The 22,188-nt window shown below is 65.2% G+C and carries 21 protein-coding genes; 10 read left to right on the top strand and 11 right to left on the bottom strand.

Translation table 11 applies throughout. The annotated features are described in order from the left end of the window. The 4 genes from AC6H34_RS15060 (at position 1) to AC6H34_RS15045 (ending at position 4,144) form a co-directional block, all read left to right on the top strand. The gene (locus AC6H34_RS15060; protein WP_497539291.1) at positions 1-2,187 is read left to right on the top strand and encodes a xanthine dehydrogenase family protein molybdopterin-binding subunit; all 2,187 of its coding nucleotides are present in this window, start codon (positions 1-3) and stop codon (positions 2,185-2,187) included. Positions 2,188-2,342: 155 nt separating this feature from the next. Further along, positions 2,343-2,849: a bifunctional adenosylcobinamide kinase/adenosylcobinamide-phosphate guanylyltransferase gene (gene cobU, locus AC6H34_RS15055; RefSeq protein ID WP_448149186.1), complete on the top strand. Its 507-nt coding sequence runs from the start codon at positions 2,343-2,345 to the stop codon at positions 2,847-2,849. Beyond that, the gene (gene cobO, locus AC6H34_RS15050) at positions 2,846-3,448 is read left to right on the top strand and encodes a cob(I)yrinic acid a,c-diamide adenosyltransferase (protein ID WP_497539290.1); all 603 of its coding nucleotides are present in this window, start codon (positions 2,846-2,848) and stop codon (positions 3,446-3,448) included. Before cobU ends, cobO begins: the two co-directional genes overlap by 4 nt. A 183-nt stretch (positions 3,449-3,631) precedes the next feature. Further along, a complete protein-coding gene (locus AC6H34_RS15045) occupies positions 3,632-4,144 on the top strand; it encodes a VOC family protein (RefSeq protein ID WP_497539289.1) in 513 nt (170 codons plus the stop codon). Between the two features lie 22 nt (positions 4,145-4,166). Here the strand turns inward: AC6H34_RS15045 and AC6H34_RS15040 are convergent, their stop codons facing one another. After that, positions 4,167-4,865, bottom strand: coding sequence for an ABC transporter ATP-binding protein (locus tag AC6H34_RS15040; RefSeq protein ID WP_497539288.1), 699 nt, complete (start codon positions 4,863-4,865; stop codon positions 4,167-4,169). 22 nt (positions 4,866-4,887) lie between these two features. Here AC6H34_RS15040 and AC6H34_RS15035 point away from each other — a divergent pair, with 22 nt between their 5' ends. Next, a complete protein-coding gene (locus AC6H34_RS15035; protein ID WP_448149190.1) occupies positions 4,888-5,520 on the top strand; it encodes an arylesterase in 633 nt (210 codons plus the stop codon). Positions 5,521-5,662: 142 nt separating this feature from the next. Here the strand turns inward: AC6H34_RS15035 and AC6H34_RS15030 are convergent, their stop codons facing one another. From AC6H34_RS15030 to pncA, 4 genes are all read right to left on the bottom strand, one after another. Beyond that, entirely contained in the window at positions 5,663-6,049 is a 387-nt protein-coding gene (locus AC6H34_RS15030; protein ID WP_448149191.1) for a DUF2794 domain-containing protein, read from the bottom strand. Positions 6,050-6,187: 138 nt separating this feature from the next. Next, positions 6,188-7,066, bottom strand: coding sequence for an N-carbamoylputrescine amidase (gene aguB / locus AC6H34_RS15025; RefSeq protein WP_497539895.1), 879 nt, complete (start codon positions 7,064-7,066; stop codon positions 6,188-6,190). After that, complete coding sequence (locus AC6H34_RS15020) at positions 7,066-8,097, bottom strand: histone deacetylase family protein (protein WP_448149192.1); 1,032 nt, start codon at positions 8,095-8,097, stop codon at positions 7,066-7,068. The genes aguB and AC6H34_RS15020 overlap by 1 nt, the downstream gene beginning before the upstream one ends. Before the next feature lie 147 nt (positions 8,098-8,244). Then, positions 8,245-8,862 (bottom strand): bifunctional nicotinamidase/pyrazinamidase, encoded by a 618-nt coding sequence (gene pncA / locus AC6H34_RS15015; protein ID WP_448149193.1) that lies wholly within the window; start codon positions 8,860-8,862, stop codon positions 8,245-8,247. A gap of 131 nt (positions 8,863-8,993) precedes the next feature. Here pncA and rsmI point away from each other — a divergent pair, with 131 nt between their 5' ends. The 3 genes from rsmI to AC6H34_RS15000 all read left to right on the top strand — a co-directional run bounded on the left by rsmI (position 8,994) and on the right by AC6H34_RS15000 (position 11,684). Further along, positions 8,994-9,920, top strand: a complete 927-nt coding sequence (gene rsmI / locus AC6H34_RS15010; RefSeq protein ID WP_448149194.1) for a 16S rRNA (cytidine(1402)-2'-O)-methyltransferase — start codon at positions 8,994-8,996, stop codon at positions 9,918-9,920. Beyond that, the gene (locus tag AC6H34_RS15005) at positions 9,917-10,288 is read left to right on the top strand and encodes a YraN family protein (RefSeq protein ID WP_448149195.1); all 372 of its coding nucleotides are present in this window, start codon (positions 9,917-9,919) and stop codon (positions 10,286-10,288) included. Before rsmI ends, AC6H34_RS15005 begins: the two co-directional genes overlap by 4 nt. Positions 10,289-10,478: 190 nt before the next feature. Then, entirely contained in the window at positions 10,479-11,684 is a 1,206-nt protein-coding gene (locus AC6H34_RS15000; RefSeq protein WP_497539287.1) for an MFS transporter, read from the top strand. 38 nt (positions 11,685-11,722) lie between these two features. Here AC6H34_RS15000 and AC6H34_RS14995 read toward each other — a convergent pair whose 3' ends face one another. Beyond that, positions 11,723-13,942 (bottom strand): transglycosylase domain-containing protein, encoded by a 2,220-nt coding sequence (locus AC6H34_RS14995; protein ID WP_497539286.1) that lies wholly within the window; start codon positions 13,940-13,942, stop codon positions 11,723-11,725. A 270-nt stretch (positions 13,943-14,212) separates the two neighbouring features. On the opposite strand from AC6H34_RS14995, the gene AC6H34_RS14990 reads away from it, so the two are divergent. Continuing rightward, complete coding sequence (locus AC6H34_RS14990) at positions 14,213-14,557, top strand: DUF952 domain-containing protein (protein ID WP_497539285.1); 345 nt, start codon at positions 14,213-14,215, stop codon at positions 14,555-14,557. Further along, on the top strand, positions 14,554-15,555 hold the full coding sequence (locus AC6H34_RS14985; RefSeq protein WP_448149199.1) for a quinone-dependent dihydroorotate dehydrogenase: 1,002 nt from the start codon (positions 14,554-14,556) through the stop codon (positions 15,553-15,555). The genes AC6H34_RS14990 and AC6H34_RS14985 overlap by 4 nt, the downstream gene beginning before the upstream one ends. 59 nt (positions 15,556-15,614) lie before the next feature. Here the strand turns inward: AC6H34_RS14985 and AC6H34_RS14980 are convergent, their stop codons facing one another. From AC6H34_RS14980 to AC6H34_RS14960, 5 genes are all read right to left on the bottom strand, one after another. Next, the gene (locus tag AC6H34_RS14980; RefSeq protein WP_497539284.1) at positions 15,615-17,822 is read right to left on the bottom strand and encodes a 3-hydroxyacyl-CoA dehydrogenase NAD-binding domain-containing protein; all 2,208 of its coding nucleotides are present in this window, start codon (positions 17,820-17,822) and stop codon (positions 15,615-15,617) included. Positions 17,823-17,960: 138 nt separating this feature from the next. After that, positions 17,961-19,169: an acetyl-CoA C-acetyltransferase gene (locus AC6H34_RS14975; protein WP_497539283.1), complete on the bottom strand. Its 1,209-nt coding sequence runs from the start codon at positions 19,167-19,169 to the stop codon at positions 17,961-17,963. A 15-nt stretch (positions 19,170-19,184) separates the two neighbouring features. Further along, the gene (locus tag AC6H34_RS14970; RefSeq protein WP_497539282.1) at positions 19,185-20,963 is read right to left on the bottom strand and encodes an acyl-CoA dehydrogenase C-terminal domain-containing protein; all 1,779 of its coding nucleotides are present in this window, start codon (positions 20,961-20,963) and stop codon (positions 19,185-19,187) included. Between the two features lie 30 nt (positions 20,964-20,993). Continuing rightward, complete coding sequence (locus AC6H34_RS14965) at positions 20,994-21,434, bottom strand: MerR family transcriptional regulator (protein ID WP_448149203.1); 441 nt, start codon at positions 21,432-21,434, stop codon at positions 20,994-20,996. Between the two features lie 182 nt (positions 21,435-21,616). Continuing rightward, positions 21,617-22,132 carry a GNAT family N-acetyltransferase gene (locus AC6H34_RS14960; RefSeq protein ID WP_448151347.1) on the bottom strand — a complete coding sequence of 172 codons (516 nt, stop codon included), beginning with the start codon at positions 22,130-22,132 and terminating at the stop codon, positions 21,617-21,619. Positions 22,133-22,188 lie beyond the last annotated feature (56 nt).

The raw sequence follows: 22,188 nt of genomic DNA, 5'->3' as shown, positions 1-22,188 counted from the left end.
ATGAACGCCATCGACAAGAGGCTCGCGGTCCTCGATCGCCGCCGCTTCCTCGCGATCTCGCTCTCCACCGCCGGCGGCCTGATGATCGGCGGCATCATTCCCGATGCTGCCGACGCATTCGTCGTCGCCGACCAGCCCTGGGACGAGACCAGGACCGGCCGGGAAATCAACGCCTGGATCATGATCGAGCCCGACGACACCGTGATCATCCGCGTCGCCCAATCGGAAATGGGCGAGGGTATCTTCACCGCGCTGCCGATGATCGTCGCGGAAGAACTGGGCTGCGACTGGGCCAAGGTGAAGGCCGAATATGCCTCGGCCAGCCGGAACCTGCGGGAGAACAGCGTCTACAGACGCATGGGCACCGGCGGATCCGGTGCCGTGAGGCGCTCGCGCGAATTCCTGCAGGCGGCCGGCGCCAACGCCCGTGAGCGCTTGGTGCGCGCTGCGGCGGCACGCTGGAGCGTTCCGCCCGAGAGCTGCCATGCCGACGCGGGCAAGGTGCTGCACCAGGCGAGCGGCAGGAACCTGGGCTTTGGAGAACTGGCGGGGGAGGCCGCCGGCATCTCGCTGCCCAACGATCCACCGATCAAGACTCCTGACCAGTACACGCTCATCGGCAAGCCAGTGGCGCGACTCGATACTCCGCCCAAGCTCACCGGAGCCGCCAGGTTCGGCATCGACATCCGCGTGCCGGGCATGGTCTACGCCGCGGCCGCCACCTGCCCGGTCTTCGGCGGCAAGGTCAAATCCTATGACGAGAATGCTATCCGGAGCCGTCGCGGCATCATTGCAGTGGTGCCGATCGAAGGCGGCGTCGCCGTGGTGGCTGACAGGTTCTGGCGTGCCAAGGAAGCGCTGACAAATCTGCCGATCGTCTGGGACGAAGGACCCGCGGCGGAGACCACCTCCAAGCAGTTCGACGCCGATTACATCGCTGCACTGGACGGACCGGCCGTCACCGCCCTGACGAACGGCGATGTCGATGCCGGGCTCAAGGCCGGCAAGCGGGTGGATGCCCTCTACCAGGCGCCCCATCTCGCCCATGCCCCAATGGAGCCGCTCAACTGCACCGCCCATGTCACAGTGGGCAAGGTCGAGATCTGGATGGGCACGCAGAACCCGGACATGGCCCTGCAGCTGGCGGCCAAGGCGGCAGGCGTACCGCCCACGCAGGTGGAGATCCACAACTGCTTCCTCGGCGGCGGCTTCGGACGGCGAGCGGTGAACGATGAACTCGTGCAGGCCGTGACCATCTCCAAGGCCGTGGGCAAGCCCGTGAAGCTGGTGTGGACCCGGGAGGACGACATGCGGCACGACCGCTATCGCCCGCAGGCCGCGATCCGCTTCCATGCTACGCTGGGGAGCGACGGCATGCCCTTGGCGATGCATGTCCGCACCGCCGTCGGGTCGATCCAGCGCTCGCTCGGCTGGGGCAAGGTGGAGAACGGCGTAGAACCCTCCGCCGTCGAGGGATTGGCCAACATGCCCTACCGCTCGGCAGCCACGCAGGTCGACTGCATCCTCAAGAACACCCATGTGCCGGTGATGTTCTGGCGCTCCGTCGGCTCGTCGCAGAACGCCTTCGCCCTCGAAGGCTTCATCGACGAACTGGCGCAGGCGGCGGGCGTGGACGGTTACCGCTACCGGCGCAGACTTCTCGAGGGAAAGCCCGACTTTCTCGCCGTGCTCGACACGCTGGCGGAGAAGAGCGACTGGGACAGCCCCCTCCCCAAGGGATCGGGTCGCGGCATCGCCATCCACGAATCCTTCGGTACCATCGTGGGCGAAGTGGTGGAACTGACCGTCAGCCCGAAGGGCGAGGTGAAGGTCGACCGCGTGGTGGCGGCCGTCGATTGCGGCCATGTCGTCAATCCGCTCACCGTGGTGATGCAGATCGAAAGCGCCGTGGTCTACGGCCTTTCCGCCGCCCTTTTCGGCGAGATCACCATCGACAAGGGCGCAGTGGTACAAGGCAATTTCGACGATTATCAGGTCGCTCGCCTCGCCGACACGCCGAAGATCGAGACGCATCTGGTGCTGAGCGGCGGCAGCAAATGGGGCGGCATCGGCGAGCCCGGCACGCCGCCGATCGCGCCGGCCGTGTGCAATGCGATCTTCAATGCCACCGGCAAGCGCATCCGGGCGCTGCCCATCAAGAATGTGGACCTGTCGAGCGGGGCATGAAGCGCGGGGAGCGTGGACTTCCAGTCCGCTTCTGAAACGAGAAGCTTGCAAGAAGGGCGGCACCGCCCTTCTTGCTGGCATCGAGGGGCGCGGACAAAGCAGAAGCCCCTCTGCCGGTGCTTGCCATCTGCCTCTAAACCCGGCAGGAAGGCTCCATGTTCGCCCCTCGTCTCACCCTCGTCCTCGGCGGCGCGCGCTCCGGCAAGAGCCGCCATGCCGAGGCGCTGATTGCTGCCCATCCTGCCCCTTGGACCTACATCGCCACGGCCCAGGCCTTCGACGAGGAAATGGGCCAGCGAATCGCGGAGCACCAGGCCCGGAGGAACGAAAGCTGGCGTACGGTGGACGCACCCCTGGCACTACCCGAGGCGATTGCGGCGTCCGAGGGGCCGGTTCTCGTCGATTGCCTAACCTTGTGGCTTACCAACCTCATGCTTGGCGAGCATGCGCTGAAGCCGGCATTCGACAGCCTTGCCGGAGCGCTCGGCGCGGCTGGCGGCCCCGTCGTGCTCGTCTCCAATGAAGTCGGCCTCTCGATCGTGCCGGAAAACGCCTTGGCGCGCGCCTTCCGTGACGAGCAGGGGCGTCTCAATCAACAGATCGCAGCGCTTTGCGACCGGGTCGTCTTCACGGTCGCGGGCCTGCCCATGGTGGTGAAATGACGGACGAACAGGCACGCCACAAGGCGAAGATGGAAAAGCGCAAGGCCGTGCAGGATGCCGAGGTCGCGGCCAAGACGATCGAGAAGGGCCTGCTGATCGTCAATACCGGCCCGGGAAAGGGAAAATCGACGGCCGCCTTCGGCTTGATCATGCGTGCGCTCGGCCATGGCTGGCGCATCGGCGTGGTCCAGTTCATCAAGGGTGCCTGGTCCACGGGAGAGCGCAAGGCGCTGGAGCGCTTCGAGGACCTCGTCACCTGGAAGAGCATGGGCGAAGGCTTCACCTGGGAGACCCAGGATCGCGCCCGCGACGTCGCGGCCGCGGGCCGCGCCTGGGAGGCGGCCAAGGAAATGCTGGCCGATCCCGCCATGCGGCTCGTGGTGCTCGACGAGATCAACATTGCGCTGCGCTACGACTATCTCGACCTCGCCGAGGTGGTCGCGACCCTCAAGGGACGGCGCCCGGACCTGCATGTCATCGTCACAGGACGCAATGCAAAACCCGAGTTGATCGAGGCGGCGGACCTCGTGACGGAGATGACCCTCGTGAAGCACCATTTCGCCGCGGGCGTGAAGGCACAGGAGGGCATCGAGTTCTGATCTCGGGGCCGTCGATTGCCTTTCATCCGATGGTGCAGTGCGCCAGGAAGAGCCGGAGAGAACCCACGAACGATGATCGTCTCCATGGTTCGGACCGCTCGACGCGGCAGGAGACTTCTTCCAAACCGTATCATGGCGAAAAATCCCCGGAGGGCTTATCTCGGTGACAGAAGGATTTTCCCCATGTCGATTGAACCGCTTCATCCGCTCGCCCCCGCTCCCAAACCCGTCGCCGCCGGGGTGAGGATTGGACATGTGCATCTCAAGGTCGCCGATCTCGACCGTGCGCTGGACTTCTATGTCGGCGTCCTCGGCTTCGACGTAATGGCTCGGTACGGCACGCAGGCCGCATTTCTCTCGGCCGGCGGGTATCACCATCATCTCGGCCTCAATACCTGGGAGAGCAAGGGCGGCTCACCCCCGCCGCCCGGTTCCACGGGTCTTTATCACACCGCCATCCTCTACCCCACGCGCGCCGCCCTCGCCGATGCGCTCCGCCGCGTGCTGGCTGCCGGGATCGAGCTCGACGGTGCCAGCGACCATGGCGTCAGCGAGGCGCTCTACTTGCGCGATGCCGACCAGAACGGCGTGGAACTCTACTGGGACCGTCCGCAGGAAGACTGGCCGAGGGCGGAGGACGGCAAGCTTGCCATGTACACGCGGCGTCTCGATGTGCAGGCCTTGCTGAAGGAGTGATCCGGATACACGGGCATCCGGGCTATTCTGCCGCTTCTATCTTCGCCGGCTCGTCAGATTCGATATAGCCCGAGCGTATGCGGACCATGCGGTCGCAACGCGCCGCGAGGCCGAGATCGTGTGTCACCAGCACCAGCGTGGCGCCGCGCTCGCGCTTGAGGCGGAACATCAGCTCGACGATGCCGGTGCCCGTGCCCTCGTCGAGATTACCTGTCGGCTCGTCGGCGATGAGGATCGCAGGTTCCGGCGCCAGCGCGCGCGCGAGCGCCACGCGCTGCTGCTCACCGCCCGACAATTGCGCCGGATAATGCGCGGTGCGGGCCCCGAGGCCCACCGCTTCCAGCTCGGCTCGCGCCCTCTCGAAGGCGTCGCGCCGCCCGGCGAGTTCCAGGGGCACGGCGACATTCTCGAGCGCCGTCATGGTCGGAATGAGATGGAACGACTGGAAGACCACGCCGATATGCCGGCCGCGAAAGCGCGCCAGGCCGTCCTCGTTGAGCACGCCCAGATCCTGGCCCGCGATGCGCACGGTTCCGCTGTCGGGCCGCTCGAGCCCGCCCAGCGTCATCAACAGCGTGGACTTGCCCGAGCCGGAGGGACCAACCAGCCCCACCGCTTCCCCCCGCCTTATTTTCAGCGTAACGCCCTTGAGAATATGAACACGCGCCGCGCCGGTGCCGAGACTGAGGTGGACATCGGCGAGGTCGATTGCATCGTTCATAAGGGCATCCGAAGGGTTTTCCGTGGTTCGTCTTCGCATCTACGCACCGATTGTGGCAATTCTCACGTTACTTGTCAGTAACTTCCCCGCCCGTGCCGAGCCCGCGCATCTCGTGGCGTTGGGCGACAGCCTGACGGCAGGCCTCGGGCTAGAGGCGCAGGATGCCTATCCCGCCAAGCTGCAAGCCGCCCTCGGGAAGGTGGGCGTCGAGGTGGTGATCGACAATGCCGGCGTCTCCGGCGATACGACCGATGGCGGCCTGGCAAGACTCGACTGGTCAGTGCCCGATGGGACCAAGGCAGTACTGCTGGAACTGGGCGCCAACGACATGCTGCGCGGCATGGACCCCGTCCAGGCCCGCGCCAATCTCGACGAGATCCTGGCGCGCCTGAAGAAGCGCAACATCCCGGTGCTCCTGATGGGCATGCGGGCGGCGCCCAATCTCGGCGCGGATTACCAGAAGGCCTTCGATGCGATCTATCCGGACCTGGCGGCAAAATACCAGGTGCCGCTCTATCCCTTCTTCCTCGATGGCGTGGCCGGCACCCCGAAGCTGAACCAGCCCGACGGGATGCATCCCACTGCCGCGGGCGTGGACGTGATGGTGGAAAAGCTCACGCCGGTGGTGGCCGAGTTCGTCAAGGGATTGAAATAGCCCTGAAGGCGCCAGGGACAGACATGCGCGGCGTGGCGATCACAGATCGCCTTCGTCACGCAAGTAGCGGAGAGCGGCACCCCGATCCCGCGCCTTTCGCCGCAGGACCATGCCCACGGACTGGCCCGCCCAACGTTTTCGGCTACACCACCACCCTTACGGGCTTGTCGATCGCCTGCAGGACGCGAGAGAGGTCATGGCCGCGTTTGAGAATCATGCCCGAAGGCGCCAGAACGCTGAAGGCCCCCTGGCGCTGCGCAAGCGCCGGATCCTTCACGATGCGATAAAGAGGCATCTCGGAGGTGCGGCGAAAGATCGAGAACACGGCCTTGTCGCGCAGGAAGTCGATGGCATAATCGCGCCACTCTCCGTTGGCGACCATGCGGCCATACAGATTCATGATCTGGCGCAGTTCGTGCCGGTCAAAGGCGATGGCTGGTGGATCGGATCGTCGCGAAGCGGGGAAATACGCGATATCAGCGCTCTCGCTCCGCGAAAACTGCGATCCCGGCGGATCGGCCTCCGTCATGACGCCTCCTTTTGCGGCGTGTCGTCATAGCGTCATGATTACGCTGATCGGCCCCAGGTTCAAGCCACGATTTCGTATTGGGGATAACTCGACCGGGACCGAAGCAAAAAGGAGGGCGATGGCGGGAGAGCGCCGGTATCACCCCACCTTCGTGCTGCCGTCCCCCGTGGCCAGCGATCCGTACAGCTCCGGACGCCGGTCACGGAACAAGCCCCAGGCGGCGCGCTGGGCCCGGATGGCATCAAGATCGAAGGTCGCGGTCAGGACGGCTTCGCCCGAGCGTCCCGCGTCGGCAACGAGTTCGCCATGCGGGCCGGCGATGAAGGAAGAGCCGTAGAAGGTTAGCTCGCGCTCTCCGAAGCGCTCCACCCCCGTGCGGTTCGCCGCCATCACCGGCACGATGTTTGCGCCGGCGTGCCCCCGCATCACCGTGCGCCAATACTCCATGGAATCGTAGCCCGAGACGGGTTCGGAACCGATCGCCGTAGGGTAGAGGACAGCGTCCGCCCCCATCAGCGCCATGGCACGCGCCGCCTCGGGGAACCACTGGTCCCAGCAGATGCCGACCCCGATATTGCCGTATCGGGTCGGCCATACCTTGAAGCCGGTGTCGCCAGGGCGAAAATAGAACTTCTCCTCATAGCCCGGGCCATCCGGAATATGGGACTTGCGATACAGGCCGAGCACGCCGCCATCGGCGTCAACCATGACGAGGCTGTTGTAGTAGGCTTGGTTGGCGCGTTCGAAGAGGCTGATCGGGAGCACGACATTGAGCTCGGCGGCAAGGCTTCGCATGGCGTGTAGGGTGGGGTGGCCCCTGTCGAGCGGCCGCGCACGGGCAAAATGCTCCGCGCGCTCCTCCTGGCAGAAATACAGCCCCTCGAACAATTCCTGCACGAGGACGACCTGCGCACCCTGCCGCGCCGCCTCGCGCACCAGCCGGGCAGCGGTGGCGACATTCTCGTCCACGCTGTCCGAACAGGCGAACTGTACAACGCCGAAGGTCGTCGCGGTCATCATGCGCCCTCGAAACCCGTGAGTACGCCGACTGCGTTCACGGCGATCTCGGCTACGGCGTATCCCCCTTCCATGACGAAAAGGGTCGGCAGGCCGAGCTTGGCGATCCGGGCGCCGATCGACGGATAATTCTCCGTCTTCAGCTTGAAGGCGCTGATGGGATCCTTCTCGAACGTGTCGACTCCGAGGGAGACCAGGACCACGTCGGGCTTGTAGGCTTCGATCTTCCTGCAGCCTTCCTCCAGCGCCGCTCCCCAGGCATCGAAGGCGGTGCCCGCCGGCATGGGGAAGTTGACGTTGAAGCCCTCGCCGCGGCCGGAGCCGGTTTCGTCGGCATAGCCGAGGAAGAAGGGATATTCGTTGGCCGGATCGCCATGGAGATTGACGACGAGCACGTCGTCGCGCTCGTAGAAGATTTCCTGCGTACCGTTGCCGTGATGATAATCCACGTCGAGAATGGCGACCCTGGCGGCGCCGTTGTCGCGGAACCACTGCGCCGCCACGGCGGCATTGTTGATGAAGCAGTAGCCCCCCATGAAATAGGTGCCGGCATGGTGACCCGGCGGGCGGCAGAGGGCAAAAGCCGCACGCTCGCCATTCTTCACCAGGGCAGCCGCCGTCAGCGCCACCTCGTAGGACGACTTGATGGCGTCCCAGGTGCCTTCCACGAAGGTGGCCCCGGCATCGAACGAATAGTAGCCGAGGAGTGCCTCGATCGATTCAGGTGCCTTGTCCCCTCTCAACCCACGGGTCGGCCATGTGAAGGGAATCGCGCTGCCCTCGCGGCCGATCGCCTTCCAGCGCGGATAGACCTGAGGCAGGAAATCGATGAAATCCGCCCGATGCACGCGCTTCGCGGCATCGAGTGAATGCGATTGCGGGGAAAGCACGGGACCCAGCCCGACTTCATCGATCCGCGCACGGATGAATTCCGCCCGCGAAGGCAGTTCAAAGGCCGGCACGATTGCACCAGCCACCAGCTCGAAATTGCCGGCATGGCCCTTATGGCGCTCGGAATAGACGGATTTCATGGAAGATTCCGGATGGGAGAAAACAACTGCCCGGAATTGTGATCACAAAAAAGCCAAGGAGACAAGAGGCCGCGAAGGCGAAGCCTGGCCCCCTCCGGGCAAAGCTCTTCCCCGCTGCGTGCGGAAGTTGCCGTCGTGCCCTGCCCCTTACAGGCGATCCACCAGCGTCGCGCCGGCCGCTTTCATCGCTTCGATACCCGCCGCTATGGAACCGCCGAGGTCTATTCCGCGGCAGGCGCCCAGCACCACCACGGTCTCGAGCCCGAGCTTGCGTGCATCCTCGGCCGAAAACCGTACACAGAAATCCGTGGCCAGGCCGACGCAGAAAATGCGTTTCAGCCCGCGTTCCGCGAGGTAGCCCGCCAGGCCCGTCGGCGTCTTGCGGTCATTCTCGAAAAAGGCCGAATAGCTGTCGATCTCGGCATTGTAGCCTTTGCGAATGACCATCTCCGCTCTTGGCAGGTCAAGGCCGGGATGGAACGCGGCGCCTTCCGTACCCTGGACGCAATGGTCCGGCCAGAGCGTCTGCTCGCCATAAGGCATGGCAATGGTCGAGAAGGGCGAAGTGCCGGGATGGGTGGAGGCGAAGGAGGAATGGCCCGCGGGGTGCCAGTCCTGCGTGAGGACGCAATGGCTGAAATCGACTGCCAGGCGGTTGATGTCGGGCACCACGGCATCGCCATCGGGGACGGCAAGTGCGCCACCGGGACAGAAATCGTTTTGCACGTCGATCACGAGGAGGAGGTCGTTCTGGCCTGGTTTCATCAAAATCTCCTGTCCTGGAGGCTTTATCTTCAACAGGCGGGCGGGAAGATCAACTTGCCTTTGAGCCTGAGGGGACTACACAGGAAGTGAGGCAGTGGATCGCGACTCGCTGCCGGCAAAGGCGGGACCCCATGCGCCCAGATTTTTCTCCCTCCATCGTCGACCACGCGCGCAGCTATCTGCTGCACGGCCAACGCTTGACCGCCCCGACGCTGCAGCCGGGCCTTCACGTGGTGGCAACGCCCATCGGCAATCTCGGCGACATCACCCTGCGCGCGCTCACGACACTTGCGGCAGCCGATCTCATCGTCTGCGAGGATACCCGCGTCACCGGCCGCCTCACCCATCACTACGGCATCGATGCCCAGCTCCTCGCCTACAACGACCACAACGCCCCGCGCGTTCGCCCGCAGATCCTGGAGCGGCTGGCGAGCGGCCAGGGCGTCGCTCTCGTCTCGGACGCCGGCACGCCGATGGTTTCGGATCCCGGCTTCAAGCTGGTTCGCGAGGCGGTGGAAGCCGGCGTGCCGGTGTTCGCCGCGCCCGGCCCTTCCGCTGCGCTCGCCGCCCTAACCGTCGCGGGCTTGCCGACGGATCGCTTCTTCTTCGAAGGCTTCCTGCCAAACAAGGATGGCGCCCGCTCCAACCGCCTTGCCGAGCTCAAGTCTATTCCGGCCACTCTCATCTTCTACGAAAGCGGGCCACGCCTCGCGGACAGCCTTGCGGCCATGGCGACGGCCCTTGGGGATCGCGCTGCCACGGTGGCCCGTGAACTCACCAAGGCCTATGAGACGATCTATCGCGGCACGCTGGTCTCCCTCGCGACCGATTTCGCCATCGCGGACGAGCCCAGGGGTGAGATCGTGGTGGTCGTCGGCCCGCCCGTGGAGGAACGCGCCAGCGCCGACGACATCGAGGCATCGCTGTCCGCCGCGCTGGACACGCTGTCCGTGAAGGACGCCGCGGCCGCCGTCTCGGCGCGCCTCGGCCTGCCCAAACGCGATGTCTACGCACGCGCCGTCGAAATGGCCTCGGAGCGACGCAGCAGGGCCTCTTGAGCAAGCTCGAACGCCAGGCTGCATTCCGCTATGGATTGGGTGCCGAGTCGAGGGCCGCGTGGCTGCTGCGCCTGAAGCTCTACCGCATCCTCGCACGCCGCTTCAAAGTCCCTGGTGGGGAGATCGACCTGATTGCCCTCAAGGGGAGGACGCTGGTCTTCGTCGAGGTGAAGGCCCGCTCCAGCCTCGGCGCGGCGCTCGAATCCGTCACACCCGCCCAGCAGCGTCGCATCGCCAATGCCGCCCGTGCCTGGCTTTCGCGCCATCCCGAGCACATGTCCTTCACCCTGCGCTTCGATGCCGTCTACATGGCGCCGGGCCACTGGCCGGCGCACATCGCCGGCAGTTTCGATATCGACATCGGGTAGAAGAGTTCCTTTCTCTCCTACCCGACTGCCTTCGGTCGAGCGGTGCGAATCAATCAGATCAGACCTGCTGCAATAGGCATTGGCCGAACCGTTTCAGCAGCCTAGTCTACAACGTACTTTTCCCCGATTTGCAGCCGTCACCGCAACCCAGCCGGAGCGGCGTTGTGCCGTTTTCTCGAAGGACTTTTCCGTGTCGTCCGAACCCTCAGCCGCCGTCCTTAACAAGCAGGGGGAGCGTGGCGACAATGCCCAGATCATTGCCACCGTCTTCATCACATTCGTCGGCTTCCTGAACATCGGCCTGCCTCTGGCGGTGCTCCCGACCTTTGTCCACGGCACACTCGGCTATTCCACAGTGATGGCGGGCTTCGCCATCAGCATCCAGTATATCGCGACAGTGCTGACCCGAGCGCGAGTCGGCCGGATCGCCGATACCAAGGGCCCCAAGCTCACCGTGATCTGGGGCCTTTATGCCGGCTTCGGCAGCGGGGCCATTCTGCTCGCATCGGCCCTTTTCGAGAGTACTCCAGCTGTCGCGCTCGGCTTCCTGCTGGCGAGCCGTCTCTCGCTCGGCATCTGCGAAAGCCTGATCGGCACCGGCGCCATCGCCTGGGCGATCGGACGCGTCGGACCGGAGAAGACGGCACGCATCATCGCCTGGAACGGCGTCTCCACCTATGGTGCGCTGGCCGTGGGAGCACCGGCGGGCGTGGCGATCACCGGCCTGTCCGGCTTCGCCGGCATCGGCATCGCGGTGATGGCTCTCTCCCTGGTCGGCCTTGCTCTCGCCCTGCCGAAACCAGCCACGCCGATGACGGCGCGCGACAATCTCCTGAGCTTCCGCTCGGTGCTGTTCCGCGTGCTGCCGCATGGCACGGCTCTAGCGCTCGCCACCGCCGGCTTCGGCACGATCACCACCTTCGTCACGCTGTTCTACGTCGCTCGCCATTGGGATGGCGCGGCCTATGCGCTCAGCGCTTTCGGTGTCGCCTTTATCGCCTGCCGCCTGCTTTTCGCCGATGTGATCAACCGCTGGGGCGGTTACCCTGCGGCGATCGTCTCGCTGGTCGTGCAGGTTGCGGGGCTGACGGCGGTCTGGGCCGCCACGGGTCCGGCGATGGCGCTGGCCGGTGCGGCCGTGACCGGCTTCGGCTTCAGCCTTGTCTTCCCGGCTATCGGCGTCGAGGCCGTGGCGCGAGTGCCACCAGCCAACCGCGGCTCGGCGCTGGCGCTCTATTCGATGTTCCTCGACGTCTCCCTCGGCGTCACAGGCCCGGCCGCGGGCTGGATCTCCGGCCTGTTCAGCGAAGCGACGCCCTTCCTTTTCGGCGCCGTCGCGACATTGCTGGCGTTGGCCATCACCGCGTGGTTGGCGACTGGAAAAAGGGCCGGGTGATTGACGGCAGCGGTGGCCCTGAAAAGCGACGCTCCAGATCAACGTCCCAGAACGCGGCTCAGCCAATCGGCGATCGGGCGCCCGGTCGAACGGGGAGCTTCGGCGGTCGTCACAGGCTCCATCACGACGGGCTGGTCGTCAGGCGCACCATCGATCTGGGGCTGGGCGGCGATGACCTGGTCCTCCGGCGGCTCCTGATGCACCCATGGCCTGCCAGGCAGCGGGGTCGGCGCGATACCCTTGTGGGCCACGCGCATGAAGCTGTTCCAGATCTCGGCCGGGAGGGCGCCGCCGGTTATGCGCTTCGTCGAGGTCCCGTCGTCGTTGCCGACCCATACCGAGGTGACCATGTGGCTGGTGAAGCCGATGAACCAGGCGTCGCGGTAATTCTGGCTGGTACCGCTCTTGCCGGCCGCCTGCCAGCCCGGCAGCGCCGACTTGCGCGCCGTGCCGATGGTGAGGGTCTGACTCATCATCGAGTTCATCATGCCGACCTTGTCGGGGTCGATCACGATCGCATTCACAGGCGGCGGGCGCTGGAAGAGCACCTTGCCCTTGACCGTCCTGATGCGCTTGACGACGTAGGGAATGACGAGATGGCCGCCATTGGCGAAGGTCGCATAGGCCGAGGTGATCTCGAGCGGCGTCACCTCGGACGTGCCGAGCGCAATGGAGGGATTGGGCTCCAGATTCGAGACGATGCCGAGGCGATGCGCGACATCCACCACCGTCTTCGGGCCGACCTCGGCGCACAGGCGCACTGCGACTGTGTTGAGGGAGAGGGCAAGAGCCGTAGTCAGGGTGACGGGGCCGCGATATTCCTTGGAGAAATCCGCAGGACTCCAGCCAGCCAGGCTCACCGGCGCATCGTCGCGTACCGTATCCGGCGTGGCGCCGTTCTCGAGCGCCGAGAGATAGACGAAGGGCTTGAAGGTCGAGCCGGGCTGGCGATAGGCGGAGATGACGCGATTGAATTGGCTGTCCGCGTAGGACCGCCCACCGACCATGGCCCGCACGGCTCCGTCCGGATCCATCGCCACCAGCGCGCCCTGCGACACGCGCAGCTTGGCGCCTGACTTGTCGAGCGCCTGGCGCAGCGACTGCTCGGCCGTCGTCTGGAGCTTGGAATCGATGGTGGTCTCCACCACCACGTCGCTGTCGAGCGGTCCCGTGAGATCGTCGAGCTGGCTGACGATCCAGTCAGCCGGATAGTTGCCGGAGGACTCCGAGGCGAATTTCGAGACTTTCACCGGGTTCGCCAGGGCGTCTTTTTCCTGCTGGGGCGAGATCACCTTGGTGTCGACCATGGCGTCGAGCACCAGCACGGCACGGTCACGCGCGCCCTTCGGATTCTTGTTCGGTGCAAGGGACGAGGGAGCCTTCATCAGGCCCGCCAGCGTCGCCGCTTCCATCACGTTGAGGTTCTTCGCCGGCTTGTGGAAATAGCGCTGCGCCGCAGCCTCGATGCCGTAGGCCCCCGCGCCGAAATAGACGCGGTTGATGTACATCTCCAGGATCTGGTCCTTGGTGAACTTGCGTTCCAGCCAGACCGCGAGAATCGCCTCCTGGACCTTGCGCTGCAGGCTCTTCTCCTGGGTAAGGAAGATGTTCTTGGCGAGCTGCTGGGTGAGCGTCGAGCCGCCCTGCGTCAGGTGATGGGTGGTGAGGTAGACATAGGCCGCGCGGGCAAGTCCCTGCGGGTCGATGCCGAAATGCGAATAGAAGCGCCTGTCCTCGATCGCGACGAAGGCCTGCGGCACGTAGTTCGGCAGATCCTTGATCGAGACCGCGGCTCCCCCCATGTCGCCCCGGTTGGCGATGACGGTGCCGTCCGCGGAGACGATCTGAACGTTGGGCGGGCGAGAAGGCACCTCCAGGTTCTGGATCGGCGGCAGATGGGCCGCATACCAGGCCACGACGCCGCCGGCGCCGAGCAGCCCCCACATGCACAGCACGAAAGACCAGTAGACAAGGCGGTAGAGCATGGAACGGCGGCGTTTCGGACGGCGACCCTTGCCGCCGCCGGAGCCGCTGCCCCCGCCACGGCGAGGCGGCGAATCACCACGGCCCGCCGAAGAGCCGAACAGGCTCCAGCCTCCGCCTTTCGCGCGTACGCTCTTGGCGCGCGCGAGCGGGCGGCTGCGTTGCTCGATCGGTGCGGGCGCGGGACGATCGTCACGGGTTACGCGGAAATCATCGTCCTGGCTGGGCTCGTCGCCCTTTTCCGGCTCGAAACGCGGTTCTACCCGTTCAATCATGCGCCGTTGCCCTTGCGCCATACCTGCCTTCCAGACTTAACAAAATCCAACCGATTCTAAGCGCTTGGGGTTAAGCAACAGCTACCGGCAAACGCACCCGTCCTGCTTTCCGCTGCGCGCACGGCGCAAACAAGGCGTCAATCCGTCATTGTCGTGGCGGAGGCAACCATCCAGTGCGTGCAGTCCATGGAAAATCCGTGCAGCCGGCAGCAGACCCGCCTTCCGGAAAGGCGTCCCGGCCTGTAGGAAGCACGGAACAGGGAAAGACCGATGACGACGATCTACAAAATCATGACGGCGCAACAATGGCAGGATGCGCAGGCGGCGGGCCGGTTCGAAGGCGCGCCCATCGACATCAAGGACGGCTACATCCACTTCTCCGATGCCGCGACGGTGCGCGAAACGGCCGCCAGGCATTTCGCAGGCCAGGGGAACCTCCTCATCGCGGCCGTGGACGCGGAAGGGCTTGGCGATGCGCTCAAATGGGAGGTGTCGCGCGGCGGCGCCCTCTTCCCGCACCTCTATGCCCCGCTGGCTCTCGATGCGATAAGCTGGATCAAGCCGTTGCCGCTCGGCGAGAACGAGGCGCACGTCTTTCCGGACGAACTTCCATGATCGGGACAGCGTTTTCCCTCATTCGTCCCCTGCTCATGCGCATGGATCCCGAGCTCGCGCACGAGCGCACGCTCGCGGCCCTGCGCAGCCTGCCGATCCCGCCCTGCCTTCCCGATTCCCCTACCCTGGGTGTCAGGGCATTCGGCCTCGACTTTCCCAACCGCGTGGGTGTGGCGGCGGGCTTCGACAAGAATGCCGAGGTGGTTGACCCTCTGTTTCGCCTCGGCTTTGGCTTCGTGGAGATCGGCAGCGTCACGCCCCGGCCGCAGGAAGGCAATCCACGCCCCCGCCTGTTCCGCCTGCCGGCCGACCAGGGCGTGATCAACCGCTTCGGCTTCAACAACCAGGGCCACGCCGCGGTGCTGGCGAGGCTGCAGGCACGGAAGGGCAAGGGCATCCTCGGCGTCAATGTCGGCGCCAACAAGGACAGCGAGGACAAGGCGGCAGACTACGCCGCCGGCATCGTCGCCTTCGCGGCGGTCGCCTCCTATTTCACGCTGAACGTTTCCTCGCCCAACACGCCGGGCCTGCGCAACCTGCAGAAACGCGAGGCGCTGGACGATCTCCTCGCCCGCGTGGTGGAGGCTCGCGACACCTCGGCCCTTCACGGCACCCGCCGCCCTCTTCTTCTCAAGATCGCGCCTGACGTGACGATGTTCGAGCTTGACGACATCGTCGACCGGGCCCTGGCGCATGGGCTCGACGGCATGATCGTCTCGAACACCACGATCTCACGGCCCGACAGCCTGAAGGAGAAGGCCGTGGCTGGGGAGGCCGGAGGCCTCTCGGGCGCTCCGCTCTTCGAGCTGTCCACCCAGGTGCTCGCGGAAACCGCAAAGCGCGTCGCCGGCCGCTTCCCGCTGATCGGCGTCGGCGGCATCCATTCGCCGCAGACGGCCAAGGCCAAGATCGAAGCCGGCGCGACGCTGGTGCAGCTCTATTCGAGCCTGGTCTACAAGGGCCCGGGACTGGTGACGCAGATCAAGCGGGCGCTATAGGATTCCCGGCAGGCAGGCGGGACGCCTGCGGTCCCAGGGGCACCTCATTCCGTCTTGCCTTATGCAGCCTTCTTCACCGGTGCGAATCTCTGGTAGAAGCGCTCGTCCTTTTCGGCCATCTCCCTGAGCAGTCTGTTCGGTTCGAAACGCTCGCCATATTCGGCCGCAAGCCGGTCGCACAGAGCGACGAAAGCCTTGGTTCCCATGCCGTCGATGTAGGAAAGCGTCCCGCCGGTGAAGGGGGCGAAGCCGAAGCCGAGGATTGATCCGACATCGGCCTCGCGCATATCGGTGATCACGCCATCCTCCACGGTTCTGGCCGCTTCCAGAGCCTGGACCACCAGGAAACGGTGCTTCAAGGTCTGGATGTCGATGGCATCGGGGTCGAGCTTCACCGGCTGCAGGTCCGCGAGGCCCGGCCACAGCCGCTTGGTCCCGACGGCGGGATAGTCGTAGAAGCCCTTGCCGTTCTTGCGCCCCTGTCGCCCTTCCCTGTTCAGCAGGATGTCGAGCAGTTTCTCCTGCGCAGGGTCCACGGCGCCCAGGCCGAGGTCCTTCTTCGTGGCCTGCAGGATCTTCCAGGCAAGATCGATCGCGACCTCGTCGTTGAGCGAGAGCGGGCCGACCGGCATGCCCGCGGCACGCGCGACATTCTCGATCATCGCGGGCGGCACGCCCTCCGCGAGCATCAGGTGCCCCTCGCGGATATAGTTCAGCACGCAGCGATTGGCGAAGAAGCCACGCCCGTCATTCACGAGGATGGGGGTCTTGCGGATGAAGCGCACGAAGTCGAGCGCCGTAGCGATTGCCTTGTCGCCAGTCTTCTCGCCCCTGATCACCTCGACCAGCAGCATCTTCTCCACGGGTGAGAAGAAATGCACGCCGATGAACCGGTCCGGTCGCCCCGAGACCGCTGCGAGCGAGGAGATCGGCAGGGTCGAGGTGTTGGAGGCGAAGATGGTATCCGGGCCGATAACCGCCTCGACCTTCTCGATCACCCCGGCCTTCACGGCCCGATCCTCGAACACCGCCTCGATGACGAGATCGACGCCCGTCAGGGCTGCGTAGTCCGGCGTCGCGGTGATACGGTCGAGAAGGGCGTCGCGCTCGGCCATCGTGGCGCGGCCCTTCTTGATCTGGCCGGTGATCAAGCTCTCCGAATGAGCCTTCCCCTTGTCGGCGGTCTCCTGGTCACGGTCGACGAGCACGACCTCGAGGCCGGCCAGGGCGGAGACGTAAGCGATACCCGCCCCCATGAAGCCCGCGCCGACCACACCGATGCGCTTGAGCCGGGTCGGCGGCACTGCCGGGCGGCGCGCGCCCTTGTTGAGTTCCTGCAGCGAGACGAAGAGGCTGCGGATCATCGCCGCGGCCTCGGGCGAGCGCAGCACATGCGCGAAGTAGCGCGATTCCACTGTCAGCGCCCGATCGAAGGGCAGTTGCAGGCCTTCGTAGACGCTCTGCAGGATCGCCCGCGCCGCAGGATAATTGTCGTAGGTCTCCCGACGATAGAGAGCATTTGCGGGCGGGAAGACCATCATCCCCGCTTTGGAATAGACGGGACCGCCGGGCAGGCGGAAGCCTTCGACATCCCAGGGAGCGATGGGCGAGCCGCCGGCCCTGATCCATTCCCTGGCCTTGGCGATCAGGTCATCCTTGGGTGCGACCGCATGGAGGAGGCCCATCTTGTGTGCCTGCGATACACGCAGTTGCTCGCCCTTCAGCAGCATCTGCAGGGCTTGGTCGGGCTTCATCAGGCGGGAGACGCGCGTGGTGCCGCCGGCTCCCGGAAAAAGGCCCACCTTCACCTCGGGCAGGCCGACGCGGGCCTTCTCGTTGTCCGAAGCACCGATGCGATAATGGCAGGCCAGGGCGAGTTCGAAGGCTCCCCCAAGGCATATGCCGTTGATCACCGCGGCAAACGGCTTCCCGCACGTCTCGATGCGGCGATAGAGCTGCGACAGATGCCTGCTTTCGGCGAAGAAGGTCTCCATGGCCTTCTCTTCGCCGACCTGCCTGCGCGCCTCGTTGTATCTGCGTCCCAGTCCCTCGAGCATGGTGAGATCGGCGCCGCCTGAGAATGCCTCCTTGCCCGAGGCGATCACGCAGCCCTTGATTCCGGCGTCGCCCGCCACCTTTCCCAGGATCTCTTCGAGTTCGCCCATCACCTCCACGGTGATGACGTTCATCGAGCGGCCGGGCATGTCCCAGGTGGCGAGGGCGATACCGTTGGCGTCAACATCGAAGCGGAAGTTGGCGAGGTTCATTGGGGAGCTCCAGCGAATGGCCTTCTCCCCTTTGCGGGAGAAGGTGGCGCGCAGCGCCGGATGAGCGGTGGACGAGGCCTGGGCGGCATCGCATTCATTGAGGTGGCACTTTCGCCCGCGAGGCGTGAAGCCGGGGCATCACACTCTCTCGATGATGGTGGCGGCGCCCATGCCGGCGGCAACGCACAGCGTGACCAGGGCGGCGGACCCGCCGGTGCGCTCCAGTTCGTCCAGGGCCGTGCCGAGGATCATAGCTCCGGTCGCACCGAGCGGATGGCCCATGGCGATGGCCCCGCCGCAGGGATTGACCCTGGCGTGGTCGAGATCGAACGCCTGCATGTAGCGCAGCACTACCGAGGAAAAGGCCTCGTTGATTTCAAACAGATCGATATCCGCCTTGCCCATCCCGCTCTTCTGGAAGACGAGCCTGGTGACATCGACCGGACCCGTGAGCATCAGGGCTGTATCGGAGCCGATGGAAGCAGCCGCCTTCAGCTTCGCGCGCGGCTTCAAGCCCAGTCGCCTGCCGGCTTCGGCCGAACCGACCAGCACGGCGGCGGCACCGTCGACGATGCCCGACGAATTGCCGGCGTGGTGGACATGCTCGACCTTCTCCACCTCGGGATGGGACTGCACGGCCACGGCATCGAAACCGCCCATCTCGCCCATCTGGATAAAGGAGGCGTTGAGCGCCGCCAGCGACTGCATGGTGGTGCCCGGGCGCATATGCTCGTCCCTGGACAGGATCGTGAGGCCGTTTACGTCCCTGACGGGAACCACGGATCTCGCGAAACGGCCCTCCTCCCAGGCCTGCGCGGTGCGGCGCTGGGATTCCGCCGCATAGGCGTCGACATCGCTGCGGGAAAAGCCATATTTGGTGGCGATCAGATCGGCGGAGATGCCCTGCGGCATGAACCAGGTCGGCACGGCACTGGAAGGATCGAGTGCCCAGGCGCCGCCGGAGGCCATCATGCCGACGCGCGACATGCTCTCGACGCCGCCGGCGACGACGAGGTCCTTCTGGCCGCTGGCGATCTGGCCGGTGGCGAGGTTGACGGCGTCGAGCCCAGAAGCGCAGAAGCGATTGATCTGGACGCCGGGCACCTTCTCGCCGAGCCCGGCATGAAGAGCGGCGATACGGGCGATGTCGCCGCCGGCCTCGCCCACCGGATCGACGCAGCCCAGGATGACGTCCTCCACCGCGTTTTCCGGCAGGCCGTTGCGTTCGGCCACCGCGCGCAGCGTCTGGCTCGCGAGTGACAGGCTGGTAACTTCATGCAGGGCGCCGTCGGGCTTGCCGCGCCCGCGAGGGGTGCGCACCGCATCATAGATGAAGGCTTCGGTCATTAGGGTCTCCCAGGATCAGAACGCCTCTGCCGGCATGGCCATCACGTCGCCTGCCCCGGCGCTCACCCGCGCCAGGCGAAGGGCCGTCTCGGGCAGAAGCCTGGCGGCAAAGAATTTCGCGGTGACGAGCTTGTTCCTCGCAAGAGCATCCTCCCCCCGGGCGAGAGCCGCCTTCGCCATCTGTGCCCACATATGGCCCATGGCGACCAGGCCGAAGAGCTGCAAGTAATCTGTCGAGGCCGCGCCGGCATTGTCTGGCTTGGCGAGGGCGTTCTGCATCAGCCACATGGTGGCCTGCTGCAGATGCCCTGCCGAGATCTTGAGCGGAGCGACGTAAGGCGCCAGCGCCTCGTCCGCGTCATGGGCCTTCAGGAAGCCGTTGAGTTCTGCGAGATAGGCCATCATGGCGCGGCCGCCATCCCGCGGCAGCTTGCGGCCGACAAGGTCGAGCGCCTGGATACCGTTGGCGCCCTCGTAGATCAGCGTAATGCGGGCGTCGCGAACGAATTGCTCGACGCCGACCTCGGCGATATAGCCATGTCCGCCAAAGATTTGCTGGCTATTTATAGCATTCTGCAGGCCGTTCTCAGTGAGGATTGCCTTGACGATAGGCGTCATCAGGCCGAGCCGGTCATCCGCCGCCTGGCGGGCCGCCGCATCGGGAGAGCGGCGATGGATATCCGCCTGCAATGCCGTCGCCAGCGCCAGGGCGCGGCCTCCCTCGTTGAGGGCGCGCGCCGTCATGAGGATGCGGCGCACATCCGGATGGACGATGATGGGATCGGCCGGCTTGTCCGCCTCCTTGACGCCGCTGAGCGCCCTGCCCTGCAGGCGCTCACGGGCATGGGAGGCAGCATTCTGGTAGGCAACCTCCCCCATTGCCAGGCCCTGTACGCCAACGGCGAGCCGCGCCTCGTTCATCATCACGAACATGGCGGCGAGACCCCTGTTCTCCTCGCCGATGAGATAGCCCGTGGCTCCTTCGTAGTTCATGACACAGGTGGCGTTGGCGTGTATGCCCATCTTCTCCTCGATCTTGCCGCAGGAGAGGGCATTGCGCGCGCCGAGCGAACCGTTGGGGCCTACCAGATATTTGGGGCAGACGAACAGCGAGATGCCCTTTGTGCCGGCGGGAGCGCCCTCGATGCGGGCCAGCACGAGATGGACGATGTTGGCGGCGAGGTCGTGTTCGCCGGCAGAGATGAAGATCTTCTGGCCCGTGATGCTGTAGGATCCGTCCCCGCGCGGCACCGCCCTGGTGCGGATGAGGCCAAGATCGGTGCCGCAATGGGGCTCGGTGAGGTTCATCGTGCCGGTCCATTCGCCGGCTATCATCTTCGGCAGAAAGGTGTTCTTCTGCTCCTGCGATCCATGCTCCAGCAGCGCCGCTATGGCGCCCTGGGTGAGCCCCGGATACATGCCGAAGGCCAGGTTGGCCCCGGAGATGAACTCCTGCATGACCGAATTGAGCACGGCCGGCAGGCCGAGCCCACCATACTCCACCGGCGCCGGCAGTCCGATCCAGCCTCCCGCGCGATAAGACTCATAAGCCGGCTTAAAACCTTTGGGCGTCGTCACCGTGCCATCGGACGCACGATGACATCCCTCACGGTCGCCGATGGCATTGAGGGGCTGCAGCACTTCCTCGCAAAGCTTGGCGCCTTCGCCGAGTATGGCGGAGATAGTATCCGCGGAGACATCCTCGAAGCCGGGCAGATTATTGTATTTCTTGATATCGAGCACGTCATCGAGGAGGAAGACCACATCCTCGACGGGAGCCTTGTAGACAGGCATGGCTCACTCCCTTGAAATCAAAATCGACACTCATTTCTGCTGGCGCGCAAGGCGGCTGCGTACCACATCGCGCGCATGGCTCAGTTCTGCATAGGCATGATCGAGATCCCGCCGCCTTCGGTCGAGTTCGGCGAGCTTCTCCTCGAAGCGCTGAAGGGCGACGCGAAGCTGGGTGACCTGCCCATCGCCGAGATCGTAGAGGTCCAGCATGTGGCGCACGTCCTCGAGGGAAAAGCCGACGCTCTTGCCCATCAGGACCAGCTTGAGGCGCGCCCGGTCGCGCCGGGAATAGATGCGGTCCAGCCCGCGGCGGGCCGGATTGAGGAGGCCCTTCTCCTCGTAGAAGCGCAGCGTACGCGAAGTGATGCCGAACTCACTGACGAGGTCGTGAATGGTGAAGCGGTCCTTGCGCGGAACATCCTCCTGCGCCTGGGCATTCTCCTCACGGAAGGCCGTATCGCTCAATGTCATCGAACGCCTCTCCCTGCTATTGGTTTTGAAATATCCTCAGTTGACGTTAACGTCAATACATGGGCTTGAAAGTTAATATTCGACAGGGTGCGGGCTCGCCCTTTCCTCTAGTTGCGGGCTCGTGGCGGTGGAACGTGGCGTGGCGGTCTCCGGCGACCGCCTTCGCTCGGCAAAGCCGGCGCCTAAGCGCGCTTTTGGCCGTACAGGTCGACGGTCGCTCCTGCGAAAGGCGCCGGCAGGCGCGTCTTCCCCCAGCGTTCCGAGCCGAGCTTGTGGGCCACGGCGATGGAGGCGGTATTGGCGGGGTCGATGACATGGACGACCTCCTGCCAATCCAGTTCCCCGAAGGCCCACTCGATGCACCGCGTCGCCGCCTCCGTGGCATATCCCTGCCCCCAGACCGACCGATCGAGCACCCAGCCGATCTCCGTCCCCGGCCATCCCTCGGGCTGCCAGGGTCCGGCGCGTCCGACACAGCACCCGCTCGCCTTCTCGATCACGGAAAACGTGCTGAACCCGCGGGTAATCCAAGCGCCGGTCATCAGCGTCAGGATCCGCCATGCTTCCGAGCGCTGCTTGGGCCCGCCCAGGAAACGGGTCGTGACGGGATCGGAGAGCATGGTCGCCCAGGCATCGAGATCGTCCGGCGATGGTGGCCTCAACAACAGGCGCGGCGTTTCGAGCGTGGGTCCCAGCATCACGCCACGATAATCGTTTCCCCGTGATCGCGATACCCGGCCAAAAGGCCGCATCA

The organism is Labrys sp. ALF-8 (assembly GCF_059699065.1).
Note: the sequence above shows the minus strand (reverse complement) of the source record. Positions and strands in the feature narration are given on the sequence as shown.

Excerpts from the sequence above, each read along its gene's own strand:
- AC6H34_RS15060 (WP_497539291.1), top strand. The coding sequence starts at position 1 with ATGAACGCCATCGACAAGAGGCTCGCGGTCCTCGATCGCCGCCGCTTC.
- cobU (WP_448149186.1), top strand. The coding sequence starts at position 2,343 with ATGTTCGCCCCTCGTCTCACCCTCGTCCTCGGCGGCGCGCGCTCCGGC.
- cobO (WP_497539290.1), top strand. The coding sequence starts at position 2,846 with ATGACGGACGAACAGGCACGCCACAAGGCGAAGATGGAAAAGCGCAAG.
- AC6H34_RS15045 (WP_497539289.1), top strand. The coding sequence starts at position 3,632 with ATGTCGATTGAACCGCTTCATCCGCTCGCCCCCGCTCCCAAACCCGTC.
- AC6H34_RS15040 (WP_497539288.1), bottom strand. The coding sequence starts at position 4,865 with ATGAACGATGCAATCGACCTCGCCGATGTCCACCTCAGTCTCGGCACC.
- AC6H34_RS15030 (WP_448149191.1), bottom strand. The coding sequence starts at position 6,049 with ATGACGGAGGCCGATCCGCCGGGATCGCAGTTTTCGCGGAGCGAGAGC.
- aguB (WP_497539895.1), bottom strand. The coding sequence starts at position 7,066 with ATGACCGCGACGACCTTCGGCGTTGTACAGTTCGCCTGTTCGGACAGC.
- AC6H34_RS15020 (WP_448149192.1), bottom strand. The coding sequence starts at position 8,097 with ATGAAATCCGTCTATTCCGAGCGCCATAAGGGCCATGCCGGCAATTTC.
- pncA (WP_448149193.1), bottom strand. The coding sequence starts at position 8,862 with ATGAAACCAGGCCAGAACGACCTCCTCCTCGTGATCGACGTGCAAAAC.
- rsmI (WP_448149194.1), top strand. The coding sequence starts at position 8,994 with ATGCGCCCAGATTTTTCTCCCTCCATCGTCGACCACGCGCGCAGCTAT.
- AC6H34_RS14995 (WP_497539286.1), bottom strand. The coding sequence starts at position 13,942 with ATGATTGAACGGGTAGAACCGCGTTTCGAGCCGGAAAAGGGCGACGAG.
- AC6H34_RS14990 (WP_497539285.1), top strand. The coding sequence starts at position 14,213 with ATGACGACGATCTACAAAATCATGACGGCGCAACAATGGCAGGATGCG.
- AC6H34_RS14985 (WP_448149199.1), top strand. The coding sequence starts at position 14,554 with ATGATCGGGACAGCGTTTTCCCTCATTCGTCCCCTGCTCATGCGCATG.
- AC6H34_RS14980 (WP_497539284.1), bottom strand. The coding sequence starts at position 17,822 with ATGAACCTCGCCAACTTCCGCTTCGATGTTGACGCCAACGGTATCGCC.
- AC6H34_RS14975 (WP_497539283.1), bottom strand. The coding sequence starts at position 19,169 with ATGACCGAAGCCTTCATCTATGATGCGGTGCGCACCCCTCGCGGGCGC.
- AC6H34_RS14970 (WP_497539282.1), bottom strand. The coding sequence starts at position 20,963 with ATGCCTGTCTACAAGGCTCCCGTCGAGGATGTGGTCTTCCTCCTCGAT.
- AC6H34_RS14965 (WP_448149203.1), bottom strand. The coding sequence starts at position 21,434 with ATGACATTGAGCGATACGGCCTTCCGTGAGGAGAATGCCCAGGCGCAG.
- AC6H34_RS14960 (WP_448151347.1), bottom strand. The coding sequence starts at position 22,132 with ATGCTGGGACCCACGCTCGAAACGCCGCGCCTGTTGTTGAGGCCACCA.